Here is a 12,617-nt window from a genome sequence, read left to right on the forward strand (position 1 = left end):
GGATCGCTCGCGGAACGCTGAGCCATGTTCAATGCATTTCACCGCACGACCGTCCTAGTGCTCGCGGGCACGCTCGGGCTGGTCGTCCCTGACCTTTCTGCTCTTTCGGCGACGGATTCGCTCCGGACCTGGAACTACGCCCTCCAGACCGACCAGAGCGGACTTCCGTACCGGGCGCTGGCACAGGTCCGGGGAGGGGAGGGGAGCTCCCTCTGGTTCTCCTGCACGCGGGTCGCCGCCGAGGAAGGCGAGCCGCTGCAGGTCGCCATGGCGGCGACCGTGACGCAGCGCGCCTATCTCGGCCCGAGCGATGCGCGGGGACGGAGCACGGTCTACTGGCTCGACGATCGCCCGCCGGAGGTTGCCCCCTGGATCTACCGCGATCGCTACGGGCAGCTGCGCGGCGAGAGCGAGGTCATGGGTTTAGTGGCAAGCCTCGCGACAGCACAGACCCTTATCGTGGAGCTTGCGAATTACCGCCTCGAGCCGATGAGCGTGACGTTCGCCCTCGTGCCCGACGAGACCAAGGCGGTCGCCGAGCGGTTCGCGAAGGATTGCCGGACCATCGCAACGGCTCAGGATTGATGCGCGGCCCGCGGCGATGCGGGCCGAAGGAGTGAACCATGATCAGCACGATGACCCGCTACCAGATGTTGCAGACCAACACGGCGCTGACCAAGACGCTCACCCAGAACGACGCGATGGTCAAGCGCGACACCGAGTACTACCTGGCGAACATCTCGAAGGTGAAGACCATCGACGATTTCATGAAGGATTACCGCCTGTACAGCTATGCCATGAAGGCCTATGGCCTCGAGGACATGATCTACGCCAAGGCCTTCGTCAAGAAGGTGCTCACCGAAGGGATCACGGATACCAAGAGCATGGCGAACAAGATGACGGACTCGCGCTACAAGGAGTTCGCCGCCGCCTTCGACTTCGCCGCCAAGGGCGACAAGGCGACGTCCCAGGCGAGCGCCACCACGAAAGCCGTCAGCCGGTACTACGAGTATACGCTCGAGAAGAAGGAAGGCGAGCAGAACGAGGGGGTGCGGATCGCTCTCTATTTCAAACGCAAGGCGTCCAGCATCACCACCACCATGGGGCTTCTGGGCGACAAAGCGATTCTGAAGTTCGTGCAGACCACGTTCAACATCCCGACCGGCGCCTCCAAGGCGGATCTCGACCTGCAGGTCCGCAACCTGGAGAAGCACATCAACGTCAAGGACCTCCAGGATCCCAAGAAGGTCGACAAGCTGATCCAGCGCTTCTCCGCCATGTACGACATGAACAATGTCAGCGCGGCCACGGCGGCTCCAGTCCTGACCCTGTTCTCGGAGCCCGCGGAAGCGGGCGTCAGCGTCGACCTGATGATGAGCATCTCGAAGCTCAGGCTCGGCGGCTTCTGATCATCCCTTCGCGACGACGACATCGACGATGGTCCGTTCCGAGAGCGGCACCGCATCGGTGGGCGCGTTCACCACGAACACGCCGCTGCAGATTGTCGTGAGCTTGCGCACCGGCGCGTGGTGCTTGTCGGCGCCGATCAGGTAGTTGACCGTGTAATAGGGCTCGCCGCCCACATAGGCGGTCTGCCGGCTCTCGAAGATGTAGCCGATCTGGGTCGGGCTGATCCTGTAGACGGTCCGCGGCGGCCCCCAGGCGGCGATGCGCGCCGAAATGGGTTTGCCGATATAATCCGAGCACGACAGGGCGAGCGTTTCCTGGGTCGTTGGCACGCAGCCGCCGGCGCCGATGGCCGCCGCGAGGGTCACGAAGAGCGCTCTCACACCAATCTCCCAGAAATTCGAAATCGCTTCTGCGCCTGATTATAGGCGCGACCCGGCGCAACCGAAGCTCTTCCTGGGATTGTAGTAAATCCCGAGAGCACGGCGTCAGGTTCGGGCAAGCTCGCGATGCCATAGAGAAGGGGTTACCTCCGAAGGATGAGGAGAGATCCGTGGCTGTCATTCTCGTGCCGGTTGTCGCGGCATCCCTGGTCGGGCTGATCGGGACGCCCGTCGTTCGCCTCATGGTTTCGTCGAAGAGAACGAGGCACTGGGCAAGACATCGCAGCCTCGCGCAGAGCCGCTCTTGAATGATACGACGGCTTGAAGAATGGGAGCGCCGATCCTGCGGCGTCGGTCATCGTTGAAGCCGCCGTCAGCGATCGCATTCATCGCGCATCTGCGCGACGTCATCCTTGCCGAATGTGCGCCGCGGGGTCGAAGCGGCTCGGTTGAATTGAAGTCGCGCGAATACTGATCTTCCCTCTACGTTCAGAGAGGTCGGCAGCACGATCCGCGGCCGAATGCTTGCCCTGTTGCTGGAAGTCAACACTGGCGGATCCTTCGTGATCTTGCGACGAGTTCGCGCTTGCGCCGAGCGCCTGCGGCTGACAGCTTTATTCAAAAGAACAATGCTGAACAGGTGCGGGGCATGTGCGGGAATTCTCTCAGGATACTGGCGAGGTGCAGTCGACGCCTCGATCGCCTCCTCGCTTCGGCGAGTGTTGCTGCCGCCCTGTCCGTCATGGCCGGCGCCGCCGCGCCGGCTCTCGCACTCCCGCAATGGGCCACGCGCGGGTCCGGCGATGCTCTGGCCTCGGTGGGAGCGGCCGGTCCGACGCCGGCCTGGCTGGCATTCTGCGCACAGCAGCCGCAGGAATGCGCGCACAATCCCTCCGAGCCCGACACGATCGTTCTCGACCAGTCGACCTGGAAGACCATCGTCGACGTGAACGAGCAGGTGAACAAGGAGATCCTGCCGGTCACGGATCAGGATCACTGGGGCGTGGCGGATCGCTGGGACTTTCCCGATGACGGACTCGGCGATTGCGAGGACATCCAGTTGCTGAAGCGCCGGCGCCTCACCCAGGCCGGCCTGCCGCAGCGGGCCCTGCGCATGACCGTGGTGATCGACGAGATCGGTGCCGGCCACGCGGTCATGATGGTGCGCACGGATCGCGGCGACTACATCCTCGACAACAAGCGCAACGCCGTCCTGTCCTGGCAGGAGACGGGCTACCGCTATGTGAAGCGGGAAGGCTCCGACAGCGCGGCCTGGGTCTGGCTCGGAAACCAGGCGGCACCCACGGTGACGGCGGCCAAGTAGTCGCGAGACAGCGCAAGCGCGCCACCGCATGCGAACGAAGCCGCGCGCCGGATTTCCTCCCGGTCTCGGCTGCGGCGCTAGCTCGACGCGCGCGATCCGGGCGATTGCGTGATCATGGTCTCGGTGGTCAGCACCACCCAGCCGGCATCGGACCGTTCGATGGACAGGACCTGACCGATCCCGGGCAGGGTCATTCCGGGCGTCACCCACCAGAGGCCTTCCGGGCCCTCGATCAGGGCCGACCCGCCGGTGGCGCGGTGGATCACGTAGCGCTGGAACTGGACCCGCCTGTCGGCGCTCTGCGCGGCCGCGTCGCCCTTGTGGCCGGCCGAGAGCTCGACATCCTTCCGGGTCAGGGAGCCGGTCGTCGCGGGGTTCGGATCGGCGGGGCGCGTCACGCTCGCGGCAACGGCCCGTCCGACCGCATTGTCCGTCACGGCCGTCTTGATGTAGGTGTAGCCGTCGCTGAAGTTCAGCGCATAGACCGGCAGGCCGATCGCCGACAGGGTGAGGGCGAGGCCCAGGCACATCACGATCCGGTCGCCCACCGCTTCGCGGGCGCGGATCGATTCCTCGATCCGCTGGACCTTGCGCTCCCGCTGCTCGGCCGTGGAGACAGGGCCCTTGACGGTTCCGGCTCTGGCTACCTGCTCCAATACCTTGTCGAACCGAATGCCCATGGGACCCGCCACGTTGAGAATCGCGTGGAATCATTCCTATGGGGTTATGCTTAACATTCCGTCACCTGACGCAGAGAAACTTGGCCGTATTCCCCTGAGGAACAAGAACAAGCCTCGCGCAAGCATCGGCAGCATACCATGGCGTGATTTCAAGGATGTTGCAGCGGCCTGGGCCGATCGGGGTGATCATGAAGATTAGAACGAAGATTTTCGCGCTCGTCGCGGCGTTGAGCTTGGTCGCCGTCCTGACGGCGGCCGTCGGCATCAGCACGCTGCAGACCTACAACCAGGCCGTGGACGACGTCCGGCTCGCGGCCACCCGGGCCCTCTACGGGGAGCGCCTCAACCGGCTGGTGACCCATGTGGTCATGGAGGCTCGGGGCATCTACGCGTCGAAGGACACGGCCGAGGCGCGCAAGTTCGGCGACGGGCTCGCCGCGACCCTCAAGGACATGGACACCCTCCTGAAGGAGTGGGAGCCCATCGTGCCCGGCGACGGCAAGGCCCTGTTCGACGCCGTGGTCAAGGATGCGGCGGAGTTCAAGGCGTTCCGCACCGAGACGGTCCGCCTGGGCGCCGAGGTCTCGCCGACCGCCGCGAACGCGCAGGGCAACACCGATGCCAACCGGGCCAACCGGAAGGCCTTCCAGGTCAGCATCGACGCCCTGACCAAGCGCGGCAGCGAAGAGATCGAGGCGGTCAACCGGCGCGCGGCCGAGCTCTACGACCAGCGCCTGATGCTGCTCGTGTCGATCGCGCTCGCCGGCACCGTGATCGCGCTGCTCATCGGATGGCTCGTCGGACACCGGCAGATCGCCCAGCCCCTGCGGCGCGTGACCGAGGCCATTCAGCGCCTCGCCTCGGGTGACTACAACCTACCGCAGGCCAAGGCGAGCCGGGACGAGATCGGCGACATCTGGAAGGCCACGCAGGTCTTCGCCGGCGCCATGCAGGAGGCCGAGACCCTTCGTCATGCGCAGGCCGAAACCGAGAAGCAGGCCGTCGAGCGCCGCCGGATCGAGATGATGTCGCTCGCCCAGAGCTTCGAGGGCAGCGTCGGCGGCCTCGTCCAGCACCTCACCGTGGCGGCCCAGCAGATGGAGGCGACCGCGCGCTCGATGGCCTCGACCGCGCAGCAGACCAACCAGCAATCGAACTCGGTGGCGGCCGCCGCCGAGGAAACCTCCAGCAACGTGCAGGCCGTCGCGGCCGCGGCGGAGCAGCTCGCCGCCTCATCCAGCGAGATCGGCTCGCAGGTGTCGCAGACGTCGGTCGCGGCCGCCCGGGCCGTGGAGAACGCCCGCAAGACCAACCAGCTCGTGCAGACCCTGGCGGACGGCGCGCAGAAGATCGGCGAGGTCGTGGCCCTGATCAACACGATCGCGAGCCAGACCAACCTGCTGGCGCTCAACGCCACCATCGAGGCGGCCCGCGCGGGCGAGGCCGGCAAGGGCTTCGCCGTGGTGGCCTCCGAGGTGAAGGAGCTCGCCAACCAGACCTCGCGGGCCACCGAGGACATCACGGCCTATATCCATCAGATCCAGCAATCGACCCGGGATGCGGTCGACGCCATCCGGGACATCGGCCACACCATCGAGGAGGTGCACCAGATCGCCACGAGCGTGGCGGCCGCCGTCGAGGAGCAGCAGGCCGCCACGCAGGAGATCGCGCGCAATGTCAGCGAGGCCGCGAGGGGCACGCAGGACGTGAGCGAGAGCATCGTCCAGGTCCAGGGTGCCGCCACCCATGCGGGCTCGGCCGCCTCCCAGGTGCTCGCCGCGGCCGGCGAGCTGGCCTCCAACTCGACGGCCCTGAGCCGGGAGGTCGAAGGCTTTCTCCAGGGCGTGCGCGCCGCCTGAAGGCGGACGGCAGCTCTCACCTGGAACCCATCAGAGGGCACGGCGCATCGACGCCGTGCCCTCTTTTCGTGGGAGGTCAGGCCGTCTTCGGAACGGGCGGAGCCGCGCCGTCGGCGGCCTCGCCGGGCAGGCCTGGACGCTGGGCACGGGCGGCCTGGGCCTTCTCGGCCGCGGCCAGCGCATGAGACACCAGGGCGGCAGGGGAGAAGGGCTTGGCCAGGAAGGCCGCGCCCGGCGGCAGGTCGTTGGCCCGCGGCCACTCGCGGCCCGACGTGATGAGGATTCCCGTCGAGGGCCAGTTCCGGTGGATCTCCCAGGCCAGATCGTAGCCGTTCATGCCTGGCGGCATTTCCACGTCCGAGAGCACCAGGTCCACGCCGACCTCCGCCTGCATGACCCTCAGGGCCTCCTGGGCGTCGGCCGCCTCGATCACGCGGAAATGCGCCTCCATGAGAATGTCGGCCGCCACCAGCCGCACCAGCGGCTCGTCTTCCACGAGGAGAATGACGCCTAAGGGTTTCGGATCAGACACGGGACCGATGGGGCAAGGAGGAGGGCCAAAAAAACGAAACGTGGCCATTGATAGACGGTTCCGTCTGCCAAGGCCAGCCGGTCGGGGCGAGATCCCGGCCTGACGCAGGAGAACCCTTGAGCAGGAGAACCCTTCGGTCAGACGCACGTTGTTGGCGTATTGTATCGCGTCAGGGGCAAGAATGAACGCTGGATCCGTCACGGCTCTTCCACGCCGGACACCCCCCGCCATCCTCGTGGTCGAAGGCGATGCGCGCATCCGCTGCCTGGTCAGCGATGAACTGCGCGGCTCGGGCTTCAAGGTTCTGGAGGCGGGTTCCGCCGAAGAGGCCCTCACGGTGCTCGATGCGGTCCGGATCGAGCTTCTCTTCGTAGCCCTCGATCTGCCGGGATCCGACAACGGCGCCGAAACGGCCCGGCTTCTCGGCGCCCGGCAGACGGCCATGAGGATCATCCTCGCCTCTGCCGAAGGAGACCGCTCCGGGACCCCCGGTCCGGACGGCCCGGATCTGGGCGATCTCGGGCCTCTCATCCGCAAGCCGTATCATGCGTCCCAGGTCGTCGGCCTCGTCATGCGCAGCCTCAACTGGCCCGACCCACCCTGAAGAGGGGCCCGTGGAACAAAGGCAAAAGCTCGGCGGTTAGCACGCCGTGAGCACTCTTTCGACCAACATCACGGCCGAGGCCGATTCCTCCCTCCAGACCGTTCTCGTCGTGGAGGACGAGGTTCTGATCCGCCTCGTCATCGCCGATTACCTGCGCGAATGCGGCTACCGGGTCCATGAGGCGGTGAGCGCCGAAGAGGCGATGGTGATCCTCCAGTCACCCGAGGTGTCGGTCGACGTGGTGTTCAGCGACGTCGAGATGACCGGGTCCATGGACGGCTTCGGGCTGGCGCGGTGGGTCCGCGCCAACAAGCCGGGCACGCAGGTGATCCTCACCTCGGGGGCGGAGCGATCGGCCGACATCGCCGCGACGCTCTGCGAAGCGGGCCCCTTGCTGAAGAAGCCCTATCCGTCGCAGGACGTGGTCGATCGGATCCGGCAGCTCACGGCGAAGGCGAAGCGGGCTTGAGAGCTCTCAGACGGGTTCGAAACGCTCACGCTCATGTGACGTAAGGGAACTCGATCGGAACAGACCCGTTTCCTGGAGCATGAAACCGCATCGCCGAATCGTGAAACATCCGGTCGTTCTCCTCGTGGAAGACGAGCCGCTCGTTCGCCTCACGCAGGTCGACATTCTGCGAGAGGCGGAGTTCTGGGTCGTCGAGGCGCAGGACGCCGACGAAGCCTTCGAGCTGCTGAAGACGCGCCCCGACATTTCCGTCGTCCTCACGGATGTGGACATGCCGGGCTCCATCGACGGCTTCGAGTTCGCGCGTCTGGTTCGCCAGGGCTGGCCCGAGGTGGGCGTGCTGGTGATCTCCGGCAAGACCGCCCCCGAACCCGGCGACCTGCCGCCCAATGCCACGTTCCTCCACAAGCCGATCATGCCGGACGATCTGGTGGCGGCGCTCACGCAAGCGATGGCCGCGACACCCAAGAGCAGCGTCGCGCAGGGATCTTGAGGCCTGCCTCACCGGGGCGTCATGGCTGCCCAACCTGTCGGACGTACGGTCACACCGCCCCATCATGGCCGGGCTCGTCCCGGCCATCCCGATGCGGCGAGGCGCAGCGTTCGAGACGATCGGGATCACCGGGACAAGCCCGGTGATGACCTGGTAAGTGTCCATCAAGCGCGCAGCGGCTCGGGCTGGCGGCGATCGATGACCTGTGACTCGTTCGCGATACGCTCCCACATCCGATCGACATCGGATCGGACCTGGTGGATCGCCGCTTCCTTGACCGGGCCGTAGCCGCGGATGTCCATCGGGGCTTTCGCGATCGCCAGCAGCTCGGCGAAATGGGCAGGGCCGAGGCGTGCGAGGATCCGGTCGACCTGTTCTTCGTACCAGCCGATCAGGGCCCGCTCCGTGCGCCGCTCGGCCGTGTAGCCGAAGATGTCGAGGGGCGTGCCGCGGAGCACCTTCATCCTGGCGAGAACGGACATCGGCGTCTGGATCCAGGGGCCGAAGCTGCGCTTCTTCGGGCGGCCGCGGGCGTCACGCTTCGACGGCAGGAGCGGCGGCGCCAGATGGTAATGCACCGTGAAGTCGCCCTCGAATTGCTGCTTCAGCCCGTCGAGGAACCCTGTCTCCATGTGGAGGCGCGCGACCTCGTACTCGTCCTTGTAGGCCATGAGCTTGAAGAGCGAGCGTGCCACCGCGTCGGTCAGCGTGTCGGACCCAAGCGCGCCTTCAGCCTTGCGCACCCGCGCCACCACGGCCTCGAAGCGCGCCGCATAGGCGGCGTTCTGGTAACCGGTCAGGAACGCGACCCGCCGCGCGATCACCTCATCGAGGGTCTCGCCCTCGTCCGGCGTGTCGCCGACCGCCTGGCGCACCACATCCGGATCGGCGCTCAGGAGGCGGCCCCAGGCGAAGGCCTGCCGGTTGCGCTCGACGGTCACGCCGTTGAGCTCGATGGCGCGCGACAACGCTGCGAGCGAGACCGGCACCAGGCCCTGCTGCCAGGCGAAGCCGAGCATCATCACGTTGGCATAGACCATGTCGCCGAGCAGCGTTTCGGCGAGCGCATTGGCGTCGAGGCTCGCGAGGTTGCCGGTCCCGATCGCCCGCTCGATGGCGCGCAGGCGCGTGCGGCCGGCAAGATCCGCATCGCGGAAGCGCACCACGTCGCCGGTCGGCATCTCGGCAATGTTGACCACGGCCCGCGTGCCCTGGCGATAGGTGCCCGATGCCTTGGGCGAGGAGCTGACCACGAGATCGCAGCCGATCAGGGCGTCGGCCGCACCCTGGTCGATGCGCACCTGGTGGAGCGCATCGGGGCTCGCTGCGAGGCGCACATAGCTCAGCACGGGCCCGAACTTCTGCGCGAAGCCCGTGAAGTCGAGCACCGACACGCCGCGCCCCTCGAGATGGGCCGCCATGCTGATGAGCGCCCCGACGGTGACGACGCCGGTGCCGCCGACGCCGGTGACCAGAAGGTCGAAGGGCCGCGTGAGATCGGGCAGGGCAGGGGACGGCAGCGCTGCCGCGCGCGTGACCGCGTCGAAGCCGCTCGCGGTCTTGGCACGGCGCGTGGCGCCCTCCACGGTCACGAAACTGGGGCAGAAGCCCTCCAGGCACGAGAAGTCCTTGTTGCAGGTGGAGAGATTGATTTTGCGCTTGCGCCCGAACGGCGTCTCCTTCGGCTCGACGCTCAGGCAGTTGGACGCGACCGAGCAATCGCCGCAGCCTTCGCAGACGAGATCGTTGATGACCGCGAAGCGCTTCGGGTCGTCCATCTGTCCGCGCTTGCGGCGGCGGCGCTTTTCGGTCGCGCAGGTCTGCTCGTAGATCAGCACCGTGACGCCCGGGATCTCGCGCAGCTCCTTCTGCACCGCATCGAGATCCTCGCGCGGGTGGATCGTCACGCCCTTCGGCAGATCCGTCGGCACGAACTTCCCGGGCTGGTCCGACACCAGAGCGATGCGCTGCACGCCCTCCGCGCGAACGCTGTGGGCGATGGCATGGACGCTCACCGGCCCGTCGACCGGCTGGCCGCCCGTCATGGCGACCGCATCGTTGAACAGGATCTTGTAGGTGATGTTGGCGCCCGCCGCGATCGCCTGCCGGATCGCCATGGAGCCCGAATGGTAATAGGTGCCCTCGCCGAGATTCTGGAAGATGTGGCCCTGGCCGGTGAACCGGGACGAGGCCGCCCAGTTGACGCCCTCGCCGCCCATCTGGATCAGCGACGAGGTTTCGCGGTCCATCCAGCTCGCCATGAAGTGGCAGCCGATGCCGGCGAGCGCCTTCGAGCCTTCCGGCACCCGGGTCGAGGTGTTGTGCGGGCAGCCGGAGCAGAAATAGGGCGTGCGGGTCGCGCCCGGCACGGCGATGACGCGTTCCGGCTCCGGCGTCAGGGCGGCGGCGCGCTGCGCGAGGTCGAGATCGGGAAAGATCCGATCGAGGCGCCTCGCCAGGACGCCCGCGAGGAACCGCGGCGACAATTCGCCGGTCCACGGGATGAGCCGTTCGCCGGTCTCGTCGTGCTTGCCGACCATCCGCTCGGGCTTCGAGCCGGGATAGTCGTAAAAATACTCCTTGAACTGGCTTTCGATGATGCCGCGCTTCTCCTCGATCACGAGGATCTCGCGCTTGCCCTTCACGAACTCCATGGCGTCGTGCAGGGCGAGCGGCCACACCATGCCGACCTTGTAGATGTCGATGCCGTGCGCCCGGCAGGCGGCCTCGTCGAGCCCAATGAGCCGCAGCGCCTCCATCAGGTCGAGATGCGCCTTGCCGGCCGTGACGATGCCGTAGGAGGCGTCCGGGATGTCGTAGATGCGCCGGTCGATGGGATTGGCCTTGGCGAAGGCGTAGACGGCGTGCTTCTTCGCCTCCATGCGCTCCTCGATCTGCGGTCCGGGCAGATCCGGCCAGCGGTAATGCAGGCCGCCGGGCGGGGGCGTGAAGTCGGGCTCGACGAAATGGCGCGGGGGATGCAGGTCCACGGATAGGCCCGATTCCACGATCTCCGACACGGCCTTGAACCCGACCCACATGCCGGAGTATCGGCTGAGCGCATAGCCGTACTCGCCGAATTCGAGATATTCGGCGACGCTCGCCGGATGCAGCGTCGGCATGAACCAGCTCATGAAGGCGACATCGGACTGGTGCGGCATCGACGAGGACACGCAGCCATGGTCGTCGCCGGCGATCACCAGCACGCCGCCATGGGGCGACGAGCCATAGGCGTTGCCGTGCTTGAGCGCATCGCCCGACCGGTCGACGCCCGGGCCCTTGCCGTACCAGAGGCCGAACACGCCCTGGACCTGCCGGTCGGGATTGGTCTCGACCTGCTGCGAGCCGAGGACGGCGGTGGCCGCGAGGTCCTCGTTGACCGCGGGCAGGAACTCGATCCGGTGCTCCTTCAGCTGATCCTTCACCCGCCAGAGCTCGAGATCGACGCCGCCGAGCGGCGACCCGCGGTAGCCGGACACGAACCCGGCGGTGTCGAGCCCGGCGGCCCTGTCGCGCCTCGCCTGGTCGAGCACGATGCGGACGATCGCCTGCGTGCCGGTCAGGAAGACCCGGCCCCGTTCGCGGCTGTACCGGTCGGCGAGCCGGTAGGAATCGAGTGAGGAAGCGTCGTCCATGGGCTTGATCCCGGTAAAGGAGCGCCGTCAGCCGGCCTCTCCAGGATAATCCCGAACGGCTGGTAGGTGTTTCCTATTCTTTCCTGCTTGCGGCGTGTTCGTGGTAGAAAGGACGCCAGACGTCATGATTATTGGAAAAACCTACCGGGAACGCACAAGCCCATGATCGAGAAACAGGACGAACACATTCTGGCGCAGCTGCAGAGGGAGGGGCGCACTACGAACCAGCAGCTGGCGGACGATGTCGGCATGTCCACCTCGGCCTGCTGGCGGCGGGTGCGGACGCTCGAGGAGACCGGCGTGATCACGGGCTATGCCGCTCTGGTGGACCGGGAAAAGGCCGGCTTCGCCACCTCGGCCATCCTGCACGTGTCCCTCGAGCGGCATGACGCCAAATTCGTCGACGAATTTGTTTCACGTGTAACAGCGCGCGCCGAAGTCCTCGAGTGCTTCGCCACCACGGGCGACGCCGATTATCACCTGCGCGTCGTCGTGCGCGACATGCACGCCTACAACGAATTCCTGGACCAGTTCATGTTCCGGCTGCCCGGGATCCGCACGGTGCGCACCAACGTGGTCCTGAAGGAGATCAAGACCAGCGTGGCGCTGCCGTTTTGACAGGCTGGCTCACAAAGAGAGCAGCAACATCCTCACGTCATCACCGGCCTTGTGCCGGTGATCCCGATCATGAAGAACGGCGCGCTCGAGACAAGCGGGATGGCCGGGGCAAGCCCGGCCATGACGGCGAGGGAAGGCCATGAGAAGCCCTCTCACGATAGGTGACAGGCGGGCCGCTACCTGCCCTCGGCCAGCAACGCATAGGCGAGCTGCGCCATCGCCACGGGCCGCGCATCGCCGTCGGCCGTGAGCGTCACGCTGCCGAACGCCATGGTGCGCCCGAGGCGAACGACTTTCGCGTCCGCCAGCACGTCGGCCTGCGCGGCGGGCCTGAGGAAGTGCATGGTCTGGTCGACCGTCGTCATGGGGCGATAGGCGCCTGCGGCCGAGGAGACCGCGAACACCATGGCGGTGTCGGCCAGGCTCATGAGGGCCTGTCCGCAGACCACGCCGTTGTCGCGGCAGAGCTTTTCCGAGAACCGCATGCGCAGGACGGCGCCGTCCGGGCCGAGGCTTTCGATGGAGAGGTCGAGCGCCTGCACCCAGGAGGCGAAGACGTTTCCGAGCATCGCCTCGGCGGTGGCTCGATCGAACATGCGTGGATTCCCCGCTG

General features: G+C 66.6%; 14 protein-coding genes. 9 read left to right on the plus strand and 5 right to left on the minus strand.

Annotation, left to right across the window (positions count from 1 at the left end):
• Positions 1-24: 24 nt before the first annotated feature.
• Complete coding sequence (locus HPT29_RS03925; protein WP_173950088.1) at positions 25-585, plus strand: hypothetical protein; 561 nt, start codon at positions 25-27, stop codon at positions 583-585.
• Positions 586-623: 38 nt separating this feature from the next.
• Positions 624-1,409, plus strand: coding sequence for a DUF1217 domain-containing protein (locus HPT29_RS03930; protein ID WP_173950089.1), 786 nt, complete (start codon positions 624-626; stop codon positions 1,407-1,409).
• On the opposite strand, the gene HPT29_RS03935 is transcribed toward HPT29_RS03930, so the two are convergent.
• Positions 1,410-1,790, minus strand: a complete 381-nt coding sequence (locus tag HPT29_RS03935; protein WP_173950090.1) for a hypothetical protein — start codon at positions 1,788-1,790, stop codon at positions 1,410-1,412.
• A gap of 170 nt (positions 1,791-1,960) precedes the next feature.
• Here HPT29_RS03935 and HPT29_RS03940 point away from each other — a divergent pair, with 170 nt between their 5' ends.
• Both HPT29_RS03940 and HPT29_RS03945 read left to right on the plus strand, forming a co-directional pair.
• The gene (locus tag HPT29_RS03940) at positions 1,961-2,098 is read left to right on the plus strand and encodes a hypothetical protein (RefSeq protein WP_173950091.1); all 138 of its coding nucleotides are present in this window, start codon (positions 1,961-1,963) and stop codon (positions 2,096-2,098) included.
• Between the two features lie 341 nt (positions 2,099-2,439).
• A complete protein-coding gene (locus HPT29_RS03945; RefSeq protein ID WP_173950092.1) occupies positions 2,440-3,114 on the plus strand; it encodes a transglutaminase-like cysteine peptidase in 675 nt (224 codons plus the stop codon).
• Between the two features lie 77 nt (positions 3,115-3,191).
• On the opposite strand, the gene HPT29_RS03950 is transcribed toward HPT29_RS03945, so the two are convergent.
• A complete protein-coding gene (locus HPT29_RS03950) occupies positions 3,192-3,794 on the minus strand; it encodes a hypothetical protein (protein WP_173950093.1) in 603 nt (200 codons plus the stop codon).
• 188 nt (positions 3,795-3,982) lie between these two features.
• On the opposite strand from HPT29_RS03950, the gene HPT29_RS03955 reads away from it, so the two are divergent.
• Positions 3,983-5,653 (plus strand): methyl-accepting chemotaxis protein, encoded by a 1,671-nt coding sequence (locus HPT29_RS03955; RefSeq protein WP_173950094.1) that lies wholly within the window; start codon positions 3,983-3,985, stop codon positions 5,651-5,653.
• Positions 5,654-5,729: 76 nt separating this feature from the next.
• On the opposite strand, the gene HPT29_RS03960 is transcribed toward HPT29_RS03955, so the two are convergent.
• Positions 5,730-6,185: a response regulator gene (locus tag HPT29_RS03960; RefSeq protein WP_259060468.1), complete on the minus strand. Its 456-nt coding sequence runs from the start codon at positions 6,183-6,185 to the stop codon at positions 5,730-5,732.
• Positions 6,186-6,366: 181 nt separating this feature from the next.
• On the opposite strand from HPT29_RS03960, the gene HPT29_RS03965 reads away from it, so the two are divergent.
• From HPT29_RS03965 to HPT29_RS03975, 3 genes are all read left to right on the plus strand, one after another.
• Complete coding sequence (locus tag HPT29_RS03965; protein ID WP_173950096.1) at positions 6,367-6,789, plus strand: response regulator; 423 nt, start codon at positions 6,367-6,369, stop codon at positions 6,787-6,789.
• Between the two features lie 46 nt (positions 6,790-6,835).
• On the plus strand, positions 6,836-7,258 hold the full coding sequence (locus HPT29_RS03970; protein WP_173950097.1) for a response regulator: 423 nt from the start codon (positions 6,836-6,838) through the stop codon (positions 7,256-7,258).
• 79 nt (positions 7,259-7,337) lie between these two features.
• Positions 7,338-7,751, plus strand: coding sequence for a response regulator (locus HPT29_RS03975; RefSeq protein ID WP_173950098.1), 414 nt, complete (start codon positions 7,338-7,340; stop codon positions 7,749-7,751).
• 164 nt (positions 7,752-7,915) lie between these two features.
• Here HPT29_RS03975 and HPT29_RS03980 read toward each other — a convergent pair whose 3' ends face one another.
• Complete coding sequence (locus tag HPT29_RS03980; protein ID WP_173950099.1) at positions 7,916-11,386, minus strand: indolepyruvate ferredoxin oxidoreductase family protein; 3,471 nt, start codon at positions 11,384-11,386, stop codon at positions 7,916-7,918.
• A gap of 162 nt (positions 11,387-11,548) precedes the next feature.
• Between HPT29_RS03980 and HPT29_RS03985 the strand changes: the two genes are divergently transcribed.
• Positions 11,549-12,004 carry an Lrp/AsnC family transcriptional regulator gene (locus HPT29_RS03985; RefSeq protein WP_173950100.1) on the plus strand — a complete coding sequence of 152 codons (456 nt, stop codon included), beginning with the start codon at positions 11,549-11,551 and terminating at the stop codon, positions 12,002-12,004.
• Between the two features lie 176 nt (positions 12,005-12,180).
• Here the strand turns inward: HPT29_RS03985 and HPT29_RS03990 are convergent, their stop codons facing one another.
• Positions 12,181-12,600: a PaaI family thioesterase gene (locus tag HPT29_RS03990; RefSeq protein ID WP_173950101.1), complete on the minus strand. Its 420-nt coding sequence runs from the start codon at positions 12,598-12,600 to the stop codon at positions 12,181-12,183.
• Between the last annotated feature and the right edge of the window lie 17 nt (positions 12,601-12,617).

Origin of the sequence: Microvirga terrae, from assembly GCF_013307435.2 — a bacterium.
Lineage (GTDB): Bacteria > Pseudomonadota > Alphaproteobacteria > Rhizobiales > Beijerinckiaceae > Microvirga > Microvirga terrae.